Origin of the sequence: Pseudomonas sp. CFII68, from assembly GCF_000416195.1 — a bacterium.
Taxonomy (GTDB): Bacteria; Pseudomonadota; Gammaproteobacteria; order Pseudomonadales; family Pseudomonadaceae; genus Aquipseudomonas; species Aquipseudomonas kilonensis.
In genome coordinates this window covers 49,072-64,313 of the sequence record NZ_ATLN01000070.1, presented here as the reverse complement: position 1 = coordinate 64,313, position 15,242 = coordinate 49,072, and the positions used below count along the sequence as shown (strand labels likewise).

The 15,242-nt window shown below is 60.2% G+C and carries 14 protein-coding genes; 8 read left to right on the top strand and 6 right to left on the bottom strand.

The window, feature by feature from the left end:
- Window positions 1–31: 31 nt before the first annotated feature.
- A complete protein-coding gene (locus CFII68_RS16390; RefSeq protein WP_014337925.1) occupies window positions 32–619 on the bottom strand; it encodes a LysE family translocator in 588 nt (195 codons plus the stop codon).
- A 174-nt stretch (window positions 620–793) separates the two neighbouring features.
- Between CFII68_RS16390 and CFII68_RS16395 the strand changes: the two genes are divergently transcribed.
- Entirely contained in the window at window positions 794–2,248 is a 1,455-nt protein-coding gene (locus tag CFII68_RS16395) for a TrkH family potassium uptake protein (protein WP_018605764.1), read from the top strand.
- Window positions 2,249–2,318: 70 nt separating this feature from the next.
- Here the strand turns inward: CFII68_RS16395 and CFII68_RS27900 are convergent, their stop codons facing one another.
- Complete coding sequence (locus CFII68_RS27900) at window positions 2,319–2,807, bottom strand: hypothetical protein (protein WP_018605763.1); 489 nt, start codon at window positions 2,805–2,807, stop codon at window positions 2,319–2,321.
- A gap of 144 nt (window positions 2,808–2,951) precedes the next feature.
- On the opposite strand from CFII68_RS27900, the gene CFII68_RS16405 reads away from it, so the two are divergent.
- From CFII68_RS16405 to CFII68_RS16420, 4 genes are all read left to right on the top strand, one after another.
- Window positions 2,952–4,034 (top strand): bifunctional transcriptional activator/DNA repair enzyme AdaA, encoded by a 1,083-nt coding sequence (locus CFII68_RS16405; protein ID WP_033062597.1) that lies wholly within the window; start codon window positions 2,952–2,954, stop codon window positions 4,032–4,034.
- Between the two features lie 23 nt (window positions 4,035–4,057).
- The gene (locus tag CFII68_RS16410; RefSeq protein ID WP_018605761.1) at window positions 4,058–4,672 is read left to right on the top strand and encodes a DNA-3-methyladenine glycosylase; all 615 of its coding nucleotides are present in this window, start codon (window positions 4,058–4,060) and stop codon (window positions 4,670–4,672) included.
- A 201-nt stretch (window positions 4,673–4,873) separates the two neighbouring features.
- A complete protein-coding gene (locus CFII68_RS16415) occupies window positions 4,874–5,362 on the top strand; it encodes a GFA family protein (protein ID WP_018605760.1) in 489 nt (162 codons plus the stop codon).
- 101 nt (window positions 5,363–5,463) lie between these two features.
- Window positions 5,464–6,252 (top strand): MipA/OmpV family protein, encoded by a 789-nt coding sequence (locus CFII68_RS16420; RefSeq protein WP_033062596.1) that lies wholly within the window; start codon window positions 5,464–5,466, stop codon window positions 6,250–6,252.
- A 30-nt stretch (window positions 6,253–6,282) separates the two neighbouring features.
- Here CFII68_RS16420 and CFII68_RS16425 read toward each other — a convergent pair whose 3' ends face one another.
- From CFII68_RS16425 to CFII68_RS16435, 3 genes are all read right to left on the bottom strand, one after another.
- Window positions 6,283–7,569: an ATP-binding protein gene (locus CFII68_RS16425; protein ID WP_018605758.1), complete on the bottom strand. Its 1,287-nt coding sequence runs from the start codon at window positions 7,567–7,569 to the stop codon at window positions 6,283–6,285.
- Window positions 7,570–8,277, bottom strand: a complete 708-nt coding sequence (locus CFII68_RS16430; protein ID WP_018605757.1) for a winged helix-turn-helix domain-containing protein — start codon at window positions 8,275–8,277, stop codon at window positions 7,570–7,572.
- Window positions 8,278–8,417: 140 nt separating this feature from the next.
- Window positions 8,418–9,026, bottom strand: a complete 609-nt coding sequence (locus tag CFII68_RS16435) for a tRNA-(ms[2]io[6]A)-hydroxylase (RefSeq protein WP_018605756.1) — start codon at window positions 9,024–9,026, stop codon at window positions 8,418–8,420.
- Between the two features lie 178 nt (window positions 9,027–9,204).
- Here CFII68_RS16435 and CFII68_RS16440 point away from each other — a divergent pair, with 178 nt between their 5' ends.
- Window positions 9,205–10,068 (top strand): universal stress protein, encoded by an 864-nt coding sequence (locus CFII68_RS16440; protein WP_018605755.1) that lies wholly within the window; start codon window positions 9,205–9,207, stop codon window positions 10,066–10,068.
- A gap of 168 nt (window positions 10,069–10,236) precedes the next feature.
- Here CFII68_RS16440 and CFII68_RS16445 read toward each other — a convergent pair whose 3' ends face one another.
- Window positions 10,237–10,707, bottom strand: coding sequence for a DUF1289 domain-containing protein (locus tag CFII68_RS16445; protein ID WP_018605754.1), 471 nt, complete (start codon window positions 10,705–10,707; stop codon window positions 10,237–10,239).
- 408 nt (window positions 10,708–11,115) lie between these two features.
- Here CFII68_RS16445 and acnB point away from each other — a divergent pair, with 408 nt between their 5' ends.
- Both acnB and CFII68_RS16455 read left to right on the top strand, forming a co-directional pair.
- Entirely contained in the window at window positions 11,116–13,725 is a 2,610-nt protein-coding gene (acnB, locus tag CFII68_RS16450) for a bifunctional aconitate hydratase 2/2-methylisocitrate dehydratase (protein ID WP_018605753.1), read from the top strand.
- Window positions 13,726–14,006: 281 nt separating this feature from the next.
- The gene (locus tag CFII68_RS16455; protein WP_018605752.1) at window positions 14,007–15,182 is read left to right on the top strand and encodes an integrase core domain-containing protein; all 1,176 of its coding nucleotides are present in this window, start codon (window positions 14,007–14,009) and stop codon (window positions 15,180–15,182) included.
- The last annotated feature ends 60 nt before the right edge of the window (window positions 15,183–15,242 follow it).

Below are 15,242 nucleotides of genomic sequence, written 5' to 3'. Positions count from 1 at the left end.
AACAGCGTTCCAACCGCAAGGACGGGTTGGCTCACGGCAACAACAGATACACCGCACTGGCCACCAACAACACCGCCATCGCCCGATTGAACAGGCGCATGGTCGCCGGATTACCCAGCCAGGTGCGCAGAAAACTCCCGGCATAGGCCCAGCAGCCCACCGAGACGTAGCAGATCACCAGGTAGATCGCCGCAAACTGCCACACCAGCCGCGCCTCGCCATCGGCCACGAATGCCCCCATCCCCGCTACGCAGGCCAGCCACGCCTTGGGATTGAGCCATTGCATCAGCGCGCCATAGAACATCGAAGGCGCCCGCCCCTCGTCTTCGCCGCCCAGGTGCCCGCTGTCCATCGCCAGTTTCCAGGCCATGAACAACAGGAACGCCACGCCGCCCAGTTGCACCACTCGTGTGAGACCAGGCCAGCGCTGCAACACTTCATGCAACCCCAGCCCCATCAGCACCAGCAGCAAGACAAACCCGAGGGTGGCGCCGGCCACATGGCGCAGGGTGGCACGAAACCCGTACCGGGCCCCAGAGCTGAGGGCGACGATATTGACCGGGCCGGGTGTAATGGAAGCCACCAAAGCAAAAGTGGCCATGGAAAGTATCAAGCTCATCACTTATCTTCTTCATTCCAGGAAAGAGCCCCCAAGGTAATGGGCCCGGCTCCGGTGGTATTGAAGAAAACTGCCTTGTCGACGAGCGCGACCGCTCATTTTTTTACGCAAACTTTACGCGCCAGTCGATTCACCAAATCGATACTGTGCGGCTCATTGAATCAGGCGTTATTCATGTCCATTGCGGTTCTGCGTCTCATCGGTTTCATCCTCGGCATTTTCCTGATTACCCTGGCGATCAGCATGGCGATTCCGCTGTTCACGCTGATGCTCTACGAGCGCAACGATGACTTGTCGGCGTTTCTCTGGTCGAGCCTGATTACCTTCGTCTGTGGTATCGCGCTGGTCGCCCGTGGACGACCGGAACATGTCCAGATGCGCCCCAGGGAAATGTATCTGCTGACCACCGCCAGCTGGGTTATCGTGTGCGCGTTCGCCGCCCTGCCGATGGTGTTCATCCAGGACATCAGCTATACCGATGCGTTTTTCGAGACCATGTCCGGTATCACCACCACGGGCTCGACCATCCTGACCGGGCTGGACACAGCGTCTCCCGGCCTGCTGATCTGGCGCTCGATGCTGCATTGGCTCGGCGGGATCGGCTTTATCGGTATGGCCGTGGCGATCCTGCCGCTGCTGCGGGTCGGCGGCATGCGGCTGTTCCAGACCGAATCATCGGATTGGTCGGAGAAAGTCACGCCGCGCTCCCATGTCGCGGCGAACTACATCCTGTGGATCTATATCGGATTGACCGCCCTTGCCACCCTGGCCTTGTGGTTGGCCGGCATGACGCCCTTCGAGGCGATCAACCACGCAATGTCGTTGATTTCCACCGGGGGCTTCTCAACCTCCGATGCGTCCCTGGCGCACTGGCCTCAACCGGCTATTCATTGGGTATCAGTCGTTGTCATGATGGCCGGATCGCTACCCTTTACGCTGTATGTAGCGACACTGCGGGGAAACAGGCGCGCGTTGCTCAAGGATCAGCAAGTTCGGGGCTTCATCGGATTTCTGGTCATTACCTGGCTCGTGGTAGGTACCTGGCTGAGCCTGAACAGCGACCATGAGTGGTGGGACGCGGTCCGCATCGTGGCCGTCAACGTTACCTCTGTCGTCACGACCACCGGCGTGGCGCTGGGTGACTACACGTTGTGGGGCAGTTTCGCCCTGTTGCTGTTCTTTTACTTGACGTTCGTTGGCGGCTGTTCGGGATCCACGGCCGGCGGGTTGAAAATCTTTCGCTTCCAAGTCGCCGGGGCGCTGCTGATGGGCAGCCTGAAACAACTGATCCACCCCCGGGCGGTGATCCGAAAAAAATACAACAACCACCCCATCGACGAAGAGATCGTCCGCTCGCTGCTGACGTTTTCGTTTTTCTTCACCATCACCATCGGCGCTATCGCCCTGGGGCTGGCGCTGATCGGCCTGGACTGGACAACCGCCCTGACCGGCGCGGCCACCGCCGTGTGCAACGTCGGTCCCGGACTGGGTACGATCATCGGGCCAGCGGGTAACTTCTCGACGCTGCCAGATTCGGCCAAATGGCTGCTGACCGTTGGCATGCTGCTGGGTCGACTGGAAATCCTGACGGTACTGGTGTTGTTCACGCCGGTGTTCTGGAAGTATTGAAGACTTCGGGCACAAGAACAAAAAAAGCCGCGATGCCCTGAACAGGCGTCGCGGCTTTTTTTTCAAGCGATCAGCGGTCGTTCTTGATCGAAGAACTGGTCGCGTTGGTCAGGCCCTTGGTGTTGTGGGTACCTGGCGTAGCGGTGGAAATCGCCGACGCCTTGGTCAGGCCGCGTGTATCACGGTCCTTGGCGATGGTCGAAGTCAGCGAGGACTTGCTGGTGCGATCGGTGCGGGTGGTGCCGGTGTGCTTGCCGCTCAGGCCATGATCGCGGGTGCGGGTGCCGACATGGTCGCTGGCCAGTCCCTTGCCAAGGCCGCTGGAGTCACTGGACTTGCCATTGCCCTGGCCTCCACCGATGCCACCACCATGGCCGCCGCCGTTTCCTCCACCGTGACCGCCACCCCCACCATTGCCACCACCGCCACCACCGCCGCCGCCATTGCCTGCGGCATAGCTCGAACCGATAGGCGACAGGTCGGCAGGCAGCAAGGCCGAGGCACCCAAGGCCAAGGCACAGACAGCAACGGCAATGAGGGATTTCTTATGTTTGGACATGATGTCTCCGAAAGACAAAAACAACGGTGAACCTTTAAGACTCAAAGGTTCCACTTTTGTTCGTGAGCATCCGACCAAGTGCGCGGAAATTCCCTGTCGATTTTTCGGTGGAGTCGTTCCGGGCACGGTTCTATGCTCAGCCCCATGAACCTACACGACTCGCTGCTCCCGCCCCATGCCGAGATGGTCCGCGCCATGCTCGAACGAGACACCGCCTATGAGGGGGTGTTCTTCACTGCGGTCAAGACCACCGGCATTTTCTGCCGCCCCAGTTGCACCGCGCGCAAGCCGAAGCCGGAGAACGTGGAGTTCTTCGCCCATGCCGACGAAGCCATGTCGGCCGGCTACCGGGCCTGCCTGCGCTGCAAACCGCTGGACGCCGCCGCCATCGCACCCGACTGGATCCAGGCCCTGCTCAAAACCGTGGACGCCGAACCCGACCTGCGCTGGACCGACGCCCTGCTACTGGAGCAAGGCATAGAACCGCTGAAATTGCGGCGCTGGTTCAAGCAACACTTCGGCATGACCTTTCACGCCTACCTGCGCACCCGCCGCCTGGGCATTGCCTTGGGCGGCATCAAGGACGGCACGTCCATCGATAATGCCGCGTTCGATTCCGGCTATGAATCGTTGAGCGGGTTTCGTGACGCCTTCGTGAAATCCTTCCACATCACCCCGGGTCGTTCGGCCCTCAGCGAGCCCTTGCTGTTCACCCGCCTGACTACCCCATTGGGGCCGATGCTGGCCATGGCCGAACGCCGGGGCCTGGTGCTGCTGGAGTTCCTTGACCGCCCGGCCCTGACCAAGGAGCTGGAAGAGCTGCAGCAACGCTACGGCTACACGGTTGCGCCGGGCCACAACGCTCATTTGCAGCAGATCGAAACCGAACTGGCCGAGTATTTCGCCGGCAAGCTCACGGCCTTCAACGTCCCGTTGCACATGCCCGGCAGCGCCTTCGCCGGGCGGGTCTGGGCTGAACTGCAAAAGATCCCATACGGCGAAACCCGCAGCTATGGTGGCGTCGCCACGGCCCTCGGCAGCCCTGGCGCCAGCCGCGCCGTGGGCCTGGCCAACGGGCAGAATCGCCTGGCCATCGTCATTCCCTGCCACCGGGTGATCGGCGCGGATGGCTCGTTGACCGGCTATGGTGGCGGACAACCACGCAAGGCGTTTCTGCTGCGGCTGGAAAAAGCCGCCGTGCAGGTGTCGCTGCCCCTGGCGTTTTGAACGCCCCGGAGAACGAACCCCTGATGCCTGTGCCCTACCACGACGCCAGCGCCTTGCTGGCAAGCCTCGATGAAGACTGGCGACGTCACGTCGAGACGATCGGCCCTTGCCTGCTGCAGCCCAAGCCGGCCCGCGATCCCTATGAAGCCTTGGTGCGGGCGATTGCCTACCAGCAACTGCACGCCAAGGCAGGCGATGCCATCCTCGGTCGGCTGCTGGCGTTGTTCACGCCGGGCCCGTTTCCCAGGCCTGAGCAGATACTGGCAACGGACTTTGCGCAACTGCGCAGCTGCGGATTTTCCGCCAGCAAGATCGCGACCATCCAAGGCATCGCCCAGGCGACGCTGGACGCAATCGTGCCGGATTACGCCACAGCACGGGCGATGGAGGACGAAGCGTTGATCGAGCGCCTGATCAGCTTGCGTGGCGTCGGACGCTGGACCGTGGAGATGCTGTTGATCTACAGCCTGGAGCGGCCAGACATCCTGCCGGCCGATGACTTTGGCGTACGCGAAGGCTATCGACGGCTCAAGGGCTTGGCGCAACAGCCCAGCCGCAAGCAGATGGTGGAGATCGGGCTGGCCTGGAGCCCTTATCGGACGGTGGCGGCGTGGTATTTGTGGCGGGTGCCCAAGTGATGTTGCCTGTACCGACGCCTTCGCGAGCAAGCCCGCTCCCACACTGACTGAGAGCGGGCAGAAGATCTATGACCGACACAGATTCCCTGTGGGAGCGGGCTTGCTCGCGAAGGCGGTCGCATGGTCACCTTCAATTCAACTGTCAAGACACAAACTGTCTAGGCTGTACTGAGTCATTTCCAATCCCACTGGAGGTTCCCCATGCAACTAGAAGGATCCTGCCACTGCGGCGCGGTGTCGTTCACCCTCGACAGTGCCCACCCCTACCCTTACCAGCGCTGCTACTGCTCGATCTGTCGCAAGACCCAGGGTGGCGGCGGTTTTGCGATCAACCTGGGAGGCGACGCCCGAAGCCTGAAGGTTCACGGTCGCAAGCACATCTCGATCTATCATGCGCGGCTCAAGGACGAAGGCGATAAGCGCGCCCACCGCAGCAGCGCCGAACGGCACTTCTGTTCCTTGTGCGGTTCAGGACTATGGCTGTTCAGTCCTGAATGGCCGGACCTGATTCACCCCTTTGCCTCGGCCATCGACACACCGCTGCCGGTACCGCCGGAGCACACCCACCTGATGCTCGGTTCCAAGGCACCGTGGGTGGAAGTCGAGGTGCATCCCGGCGACCAGCCGTTCGAGGTCTATCCCGAGGAATCCATTGCCCAGTGGCATGAACGCCTGGGTTTGAGTCGTTAGGTCGCTTCACACTCTTTGACAATTTCCCGACAAAACTGTCAAAGATTGCCCGCCGGCAACTACCTAGCATGGGCGCATCCAACTTCCATCCGGGTGCTCCCATGTTTCGTTCGCTGTGTCTGTCGTTGACTTCATCTGGCCTGCTTCTGCTCTGCGACTCATCGCAAGCCGAAGACTGGCGTTACAGCTTGCGGGCCGGCGCCGCCAGCGTGCCCCGTTACAGTGGCAGTGACGAACGCGTCGTGGCGCCACTGTTGGGCGCGAAGATCGTCAGCCCCTATGGCGTTTTTCTCGATACCGACAAGGGCGTGGGCTGGGTGTTTGACGAAGAAGACTTCGGTTTGCGCGTGTACATCGGTGCCAGCGATGTGCGCAAGGATCGCAAGAGCGGGTTCAAAGGCTCGGATGAACTCAACGGCATGGGCTCGATCAAGTCCAGGCCGGTGCTGGGGCTGGATGGGACCTATCAAATGGGGCCTATCGTCCTTGAGGCCAGCTTCGAACATGCGCTGGAAGAAAATGACGACAACCGTGATACCGGCTCCGCCTGGAACCGGCTGAAACTGAGCATCAGCATGCCGTTTTACGAGGGAAGCCATGGCAAGCTCATGGGCAGCCTCAACAGTCAGTTCGGCGACGGCGACTATGTCCGCACCTGGTATGGCGTCAGCGCCGCCCAGGCTTCGCGCAGTCAGTTCCGGGCCCACGACACCCATGGCGGGCGGGTGAGTCGCGGGGCGGATTTGACCTGGTCATTGCCGTTCAACGAACAGTGGAGCGTATCGACGGTGCTGGCCGTGCAGTACCTGGCCGGCGACGCAGCTCGCAGCCCGATTGTGGCTCGACGGATGCAAGCGTCGTTGGTCGGACAAGTGGCTTATGCCTTCTGAAGAGAAGGCTCCCTCGCGAATGCGCCCGATCTAATCGAGGTGCGACCAGGTCATGCGAAACGATGCTCCGCCCCAGGGCGAGTCCGCCACTTCCACGTGCCCGCGGTGAGATTGCGATACTCGTCGCACCAGCGCCAGGCCCAGGCCAAAACCCCCGGTGCGACGGTCGCGGCTGGCGTCCAGGCGCGCGAACGGCTCGAAGATCTTCTCCCGACCGTCCAGCGGCACACCCGGCCCGTCGTCGTTGACCCGCACTTCATAATGATCACCCGCACGCGTCAATGACACCTGCACTCGCTCATCAGCGTAGCGAATGGCATTGCGCAGCAAATTGATCACCGCGCGAGCCATGAAACGTGGCTCGATACGGACCACCTCGACCGGACACTCGCAAATCAATAGCTGTACCCCGGCGGCCTCCGCCTCCAGCGCCACACTGCCCACCACGCTGTCGAGCCAATCGCGAGCGCGGATGTCCTCCCGGACAATCACCGTGGCGCCCTGTTCAAGGCTGGCGTAAGTCAGCAGCTCGGAGACCATTTCTTCCAGCTCGCCGAGATCGGCGTACATGTCGGCAATCAATTCGCAGTTCTGGCTCGGATCGGGCTGCTGCTTGAGTTGATCCAGTTCAAACGACAAGCGTGCAATGGGCGTGCGCAGCTCATGGGACACCGCATTGGTGAGCTCGCGTTGATTGGCGATCAGGCCCTCGATGCGCGCCGCCATCAAATTGAAATGCTCGGCCAGGTCGCGAATGTTCGAACGCTTGGACAGCTGAATACGCACCGACAGATCGTTGCCGCCAAAGCGCTCGGCCGCCAGGCGCAGCTTCTCCAGGTCGCGCCAGTGAGGTCGCACCCAGAAAAACAGCACGAAACCGATCATGATCGCGATCATCAGGTAGGCCACGGCGAGATAGAACGTCATCAGGCTCGGCTCTGCCGGCAGCTTGATGCTCAGCAACTGCGAACCGTCGTCAATGCGCGAGATGAACTGTGTGTACTGCTCACGCATCACCACACGCCCCTGGGCCAACTCGGCTTGCTCCTGAGGGGTCAGGGCCACCTGATCGCGCTCGACCAAGGCCAGGCCCAAGCCGTAGTGAGGCCGCACGGTTTCCAATTGTCGCTCCCGGGCCGAACCGTCCAGGCCACGCAGTTGCTCGACCAATGACCAGGCCTGACCACGAACCGCCTCTTGGTTGTAATGCTGCATCTCACCGTCAAGAAGCGCTGCGAAGGTGCGATCAACCGTTTGCAACGCCAGCACCAAGCCAATCGTCATGACCAGGAACAATCCCAGGAATAACCGCAGCATCTACAGCTCCCACCCAAACGGATTGAACAGGTAACCCTTGCCCCAGACGGTTTTGATCCGCATCGGCTCCCGGGGATTGTCGTTGAGCTTGGCCCGCAGCTTGCTGACATAGACATCGACGCCACGGTTGAGACCATCGAAGGCGATGCCACGCATGCGGTTGAGAATGTCATCGCGCGACAGGATCTTGCCTGCCGCGCTTGCCAGCAGCCACAACAGCTCGAACTCCATGGTGGTCAGCTCGACCAAGTCACCGGCCAGTCGCACCTCCCGACTGCTGCGGTCGAGGGACAATCGTCCGAATTCAAGGGCACCGCGCACGGCGGTATCTGGCAATTGCCGACGTTGCAGCGCCCGCAGGCGGGCCAGGAGTACCGCAGGCTTGATGGGTTTGATCACGTAGTCGTCGGCACCGGATTCCAGGCCGAGGATATGGTCCACGTCATCTTCCTTGGCCGTCAGGATCACGATCGGGGTATCAGCAACGTTGCGAATCCCGCGGCACACCTGCAACCCACTCTGCCCCGGCAGCATCAAGTCGAGCACCACCACTTTGGGCTCGAATGCCAGAAACGCCGCCAGCGCCAGGTCGCCTCGGTGCTCGATACGCACCTCGAAGCCATGTTGAGAGAGAAAGTGCGCGATCAGTCCGGCGAGCCTTTCGTCATCCTCCACCAGCAACACTTTGCCCGAACCCAGGTTATCCATAACAACCGCCCGCCAACCCATAATTGAAGTGGCCGCATTATGGCGCCAACCGCCCACGGGACGGGTAATGCAGACAGCAAAAACCGGCCTCATGGGCCGGTTCTCAACGAAGTTTCATGTTTTTAAGAGTTTTTAACAATTCAGGCCGCCATCGGCACACCACTGTGAAAACGAAACTCCACGTCCGCTGATTCGATCAGCTCCCGCTCGGCCTCACGGACCTTGTCGATGACCTGGGCAATGTCCTTGGCGTCGCCGTACTGGTAAGCCAGTTTCAGGTACCCCTGGAAATGCCGGGCTTCGCTTTTCAGCAAGCCGAAATAGAACTTGCCCAGCTCTTCATCCAGATGTGGCACCAAGGCCTCGAAACGCTCGCAACTGCGGGCCTCGATGAAGGCACCCACCACCAGGGTATCCACCAGCTTGACCGGTTCGTGACTGCGTACCACCTTGCGCAGCCCCGAGGCATAACGCCCGGCGGAGAGCTGGCGCAAGCCGATCTTGCGCTTTTTCATCAAGCGCATGACCTGCTCGTGATGCACCAGCTCTTCCCGAGCCAGGCGCGACATCAGATTGATCAGGTCGACGTGGGAATGGTACTTGGCGATCAGGCTCAGGGCGGTGCTGGCCGCCTTGAATTCGCAGTTCTTGTGGTCGATCAGTAACGTTTCCTGGTCGGCCAGCGCGGCCTGGACCCAGGCATCGGGGGTGCGGCAACCAAGGAATTCGTGAATTTCGGGAAGATTCATGGGGCTCACGGGAAAAGGTAGTCGAGCGAAGGGCGCCGATTATACCGGCCTGCCCCCAGACCACCAGCTACCGCCGTTGATATGCATCAAGTCGACGACTCACCCACAGCGACTAGACTGCTCCACAACAACTATAGTTGAGCAACGCCAGCCTTTTTATTGCAGGAGAACGCCGATCATGCAAGCCATTCGCAGCATCCTGGTGGTCATTGAGCCCGAACATTCGGAAAGCCTGGCGCTCAAGCGCGCCAAACTGATCGCCGGAGTGACCCAGGCCCACCTGCACCTGCTGGTGTGCGACAAGAAGCATGACCATGCTGGCCTGCTCGGCGTGCTCAAGGCCGCACTGCTGGCCGACGGCTACAGCGTCACCACCGAGCAGGCCTGGAACGAAAGCCTCTACGAAACCATCATCGACGTGCAGCAGGCTGAAGGTTGCGGGCTGGTGATCAAGCAGCACTTCCCCGACAGCCCGTTGAAAAAAGCCCTGCTGACCCCGGCGGACTGGAAGCTGCTACGCCATTGCCCAACCCCGGTGCTGCTGGTGAAAACCGCCGGCTCCTGGAAAGACAAGGTGATCCTGGCGGCCGTCGACGTAGGCAATGCCGACGGCGAGCATCGCCACCTGCACACCACCATCATCGACCATGGCTATGACATCGCCCTCCTCGCCAAGGCGCACCTGCATGTGATCAGCGCCCACCCCTCACCGATGCTCTCGTCCGCCGACCCGACGTTCCAGCTCAAGGAGACCATCGAAGCCCGTTATCGCGAACAATGCCGGGCGTTCCAGGCCGAATTCGACATCGATGACCAACACCTGCACATCGAAGAAGGTCCCGCGGACGTCTTGATTCCGTACATGGCGCGCAAGCTGCAGGCGGCGGTGACGGTGATCGGCACCGTGGCCCGCTCGGGGTTGTCCGGGGTGCTGATCGGCAACACCGCCGAGGCTGTGCTCGACACGTTGGAAAGCGATGTGCTGGTGCTCAAGCCGCAGGAGGTCGAGGACCATCTGGTGGAGTTGGCGGTCAAGGATTGACATACCAACCTGTGGCGAGGGGATTTATCTGTGGGAGCAAGGCTTGCCCGCGATAAAAACGACGCGGTCTCTCTGGAACCGAGACGCCTGCATCGCGAGCAAGCTTTGCTCCCACAGTGGGGCGGTGTGACGTTTCGCTAAATCCCCTCGCCACAAAAGCTCTCTCTTTCAGCCGCCGAACGCATCCTTCAGGAACCCCGGCGCGATATAACGCTGGTAATGGGCTTCGGACAGAAGGAAAAACTCCCGATCAATGGCATCGCGCAGATCCGGCAGATCCCAGTCGCGAAACTCCGGCATCAACACCATGCCGTAGGCTTCCAGGTTGTTGATCACCCGCGCGCCGCGGGCAATCAGTTGATAGGCCCAGCAATATTGCGACTGGTGCGGCACAAAGCGGATCTTGCGCGACTCCAGTTGCTGGCGCAGCAATACCGGGTCGAAAACCTCCAACTTGGCCACCATCACCTGCACCAACAACTGCTCGAGCCGCATCCACACCGCGCGTTTTTCGTCCTCGTTGTAGCCGTTCCAGTGAATCACTTCATGGTGGAACCGCTTGCAGCCGCGGCACACCAGGTCACCGTAGACAGTGGAGCAAAGGCCGACGCAGGGGGTCTTGATGAGCTGGTTGGGCATAAGGAAACGCACACGCAAAAGCAGGACAGGCCGGCATGTTAGCCCTTTGTCTAAGATTGATCACCCCTCAAACTTCCAGGCCCAACTTACCTTTAATTTTTTTTTCCCGTAGAATCAGCCAGCCTTTTAAGGCGCCAATGTCCGTTAGAAGCTGTTTTCAAAGCGTCACGAGCACAGTCGTTCCTTCAGAGCGGTGTTGGCGGAGGGTCTTTCCAGCGGGGAAAGCCCAACGCCAACCCTCATCAGCTCCCCGTTCTGCAGGCGTAAAACTTTGAAAGCAGCTTCTGTGAGGAACGTGCGGAAACTCTGGCGTGGTGGCTCAAAAAGCCGCCGACGCGCATGAGTACCGTGGGTTCCTGGATGAGCGTCCCGGACACCCATTTGGGACCACTGATGAGGGTAATAACTGTGCTTGAAGCCTACCGCAAACATATCGAAGAGCGCGCAGCCCTGGGTATCGTTCCCCAGCCGCTTAACGCCGAACAAACCGCAGGCCTGATCGAGCTGCTGAAAAATCCTCCGGCTGGCGAAGAAGCTTTCCTCGTTGACCTGATCACCAATCGCGTTCCGCCTGGAGTCGACGAAGCCGCCTACGTCAAGGCCGGTTTCCTGTCCGCCCTGGCCAAGGGCCAGGCCCAATCCCCTCTGCTGGACAAGAAGCGCGCTGTTGAACTGCTCGGCACCATGCAGGGCGGCTACAACATCGTGACCCTGGTGGAACTGCTGGACGACGCCGAACTGGCGCCGGTAGCTGCCAAGGAACTCAAGCACACCCTGCTGATGTTCGATGCCTTCCACGACGTAGCTGAAAAAGCCAAGAACGGCAACGTTCACGCCCAGGGCGTGCTGCAATCCTGGGCCGACGGCGAGTGGTTCAAGAACCGCCCTGTGCTGGCCGACAAGATCAGCCTGCGCGTATTCAAGGTCACCGGCGAAACCAACACCGACGACCTGTCCCCTGCCCCGGACGCCTGGTCCCGCCCGGACATCCCGCTGCACGCCCTGGCCATGCTGAAAATGGCCCGTGACGGCATCGTTCCGGACGAGCAAGGCAAGACCGGCCCGATGAAGCAGATCGAAGAAATGCGCGGCCAGGGTTTCCCGATCGCCTACGTCGGTGACGTGGTCGGTACCGGTTCCTCGCGTAAATCGGCGACCAACTCGGTGCTGTGGTTCTTCGGCGACGACGTTCCTTTCGTTCCGAACAAGCGCGCCGGTGGTTTCTGCTTCGGCAGCAAGATCGCTCCGATCTTCTACAACACCATGGAAGATGCCGGCGCACTGCCTATCGAGTTCGACGTTTCGAACATGAACATGGGCGACGTGATCGACCTGTACCCGCATGCCGGCAAAGTCTGCAAGCACGGTACCGATGAAGTCCTGACCACCTTCGAAATGAAGACCCCGGTCCTGTTGGACGAAGTCCGTGCCGGTGGTCGTATTCCGCTGATCATTGGCCGTGGCCTGACCGAGAAGGCTCGCGCCGAGCTGGGCCTGCCAGCGTTCGACCTGTTCAAGAAGCCTGAAGCACCCGCTGAAAGCACCAAGGGTTTCACCCTGGCGCAGAAGATGGTCGGCAAGGCTTGCGGTCTGGCAGAAGGCCAAGGCGTCCGCCCTGGCACCTACTGCGAACCGAAAATGACCACCGTGGGCTCCCAGGACACCACAGGTCCCATGACCCGTGACGAACTGAAAGACCTGGCGTGCCTGGGCTTCTCGGCTGACCTGGTGATGCAGTCCTTCTGCCACACCGCGGCCTATCCAAAGCCGATCGACGTGACCACCCACCACACCCTGCCTGACTTCATCATGACCCGCGGCGGCGTTTCCCTGCGTCCGGGCGACGGCATCATCCACTCGTGGCTGAACCGCATGCTGCTGCCAGACACCGTGGGTACCGGTGGTGACTCGCACACCCGTTTCCCGATGGGCATCTCGTTCCCGGCCGGCTCCGGCCTGGTCGCGTTCGCCGCAGCCACCGGCGTCATGCCGCTGGACATGCCGGAATCGATCCTGGTGCGCTTCAAGGGCAAAATGAAACCTGGCATCACCCTGCGTGACCTGGTTCATGCCATTCCGTACTTCGCCATCCAGAATGGCCTGCTGACCGTCGAGAAGAAAGGCAAGAAAAACGCCTTCTCCGGCCGCATCCTGGAAATCGAAGGCCTGGAAGGCTTGACCCTGGAACAGGCTTTCGAATTGTCCGACGCCTCGGCCGAACGTTCGGCTGCCGGTTGCACCATCAAGCTGTCGAAAGAGTCGATCACCGAGTACCTGCAATCCAACGTCACCCTGCTGCGCTGGATGATCGGCGAAGGCTACGGTGATGCACGTACCCTGGAACGTCGCGCCCAAGCGATGGAAGCCTGGATCGCCAACCCGCAACTGATGGAAGCCGATGCCGACGCCGAATACGCCGAAGTCATCGAAATCGACCTGGCCGACATCAGCGAGCCTGTGCTCTGCGCGCCAAACGATCCGGACGACGCCCGTCTGCTGTCCAGCGTTGCTGGCGAGAAGATCGACGAAGTGTTCATCGGTTCGTGCATGACCAACATCGGTCACTTCCGCGCTGCCGGTAAACTGCTGGAGCAGGTCAAGGGCCAGTTGCCAACCCGTCTGTGGCTGTCGCCGCCGACCAAGATGGACGCTCACCAGCTCACCGAAGAAGGCTACTACGGCATCTACGGCAAGGCCGGTGCACGGATGGAAATGCCAGGCTGCTCGCTGTGCATGGGTAACCAGGCACGCGTCGAGCCGAACGCCACCGTGGTGTCGACTTCGACCCGTAACTTCCCGAACCGTCTGGGTGACGGCGCGAACGTCTACCTGGCTTCGGCCGAACTGGCGTCCGTTGCTTCGATCCTGGGTCGCCTGCCGACCGTCGAGGAGTACATGGAATACGCTGGCAAGATCGACAGCATGGCAGCGGACGTGTACCGCTACCTGAGCTTCGACCAGATCGCCGAGTTCCGTGAAGCGGCTGCAAACGCCAACATCCCGGTCGTTCAAGCCTAAAGCTTAAGACGCCCGACTGAAAACGCCGCCCTTCTTGCGAGGGGCGGCGTTTTTTTATGCCTGTCTATTTGAGGGGAAGTGCCTTTTTTTGGGGACATATCCGTTGCTGCGGTAACGGCGGCTTAGGGTTCCGCTCTTACAGCGGGTCACTTTTGGAAAGAGCGCCAAAAGTAACCAAAAACGCTCTGCCCGGTATGACTCACCCACATGGGTTACAAATCAGTTCACGCACATAGGTAACAGTTTTTAACTGGCATGGTCGATTTCGCGAGGATCTGACCATGCCCTGGAGAGAGCTGAAACCTATGGACCTCAAAGTGATGTTCATCGCTGAGTATCTGTCTGAAAAGCACAGCTTTAGCCGGCTGTGCCAGGACTATCAGATCAGCCGAAAGACTGGTTACAAGTGGGTCGAGCGCTATGAGCTTGAGGGACCCAGTGGGCTCGACGAGCGTAGCCGTCGGCGGCACAACCAGACCTATGTGGTGCCGCTGGTTGTGAGGCTGGCAATCATTGAGTTTCGTTGTACTGGCGAAACGACTCCGGGTCCTAAAAAGATCCAGAACGACCTGATGAAACGCTTTCCCGGACAGGATCCGCCGTCGAAAACGACCATCTACAACATCCTTAAGGCAGCGGACTTGATCACGCCTCGACCGTTGCGCCGGCGTGTCGCTGTCTACCCCAAGCCTTTGCGTAAGGCCGAAACGCCTAACCAGCTCTTCAGTGCAGATTACAAAGGCCAATTTCTCACCGGCGCGGGTGTCTGGTGCTATCCGCTGACGATCATGGACCATGCCAGTCGCTTCTTGCTTGCCTGCGAGAGCATGGCTAACACCAATCTCAAGGAGACCCAGCAAACCTTTGAGCGCATTTTTCGGGAGTATGGGATGCCTGAACGCATCCGCACCGATAACGGCGTGCCGTTTGCCAGTACGGGTCGTGCGGGGTTGTCGCAGTTGTCGATCTGGTGGCTACGCCTTGGGATTATCCCTGAGCGAATTGAGCCCGGTCGGCCAGATCAAAATGGGCGTCATGAGCGTATGCACCGGACGTTGAAAAGTACGCTTCCCAAACCACCAGCCGTTGCCTGGGAGGCCCAGCAAAAACACTTTGATCGATTTATGCAGCACTACAATCACGAGCGAGGACACGAGGCGCTCGGCCAGAAAACCCCGGCCTCCTGCTATACACCCTCAACCCGAGCTTACCCGGAGAAGCTACCGGAAATGGGGTATGCGAGCCATGTTGAGTGTTACCTGGCTGATGGTAGCGGAATCATTAATCGGGCTGGTCTGCGGATATACGTGGGGAACCTGCTCAGGCATCAAAACATTGGAATGGAGATGATCAAAGACGGAGTATGGAATGTGATCTTCGGTCCGGTGATCCTAGGTCACGTCAACGCTAGGGACGCAAAGAACGGCTACGTGTCAATCAAAGTGTCACCTATGTGAATGCACTTTTTTGTAACCCATGTGGTTGTCCCGTACACTGCCCCACCACTTGGTGCCTCG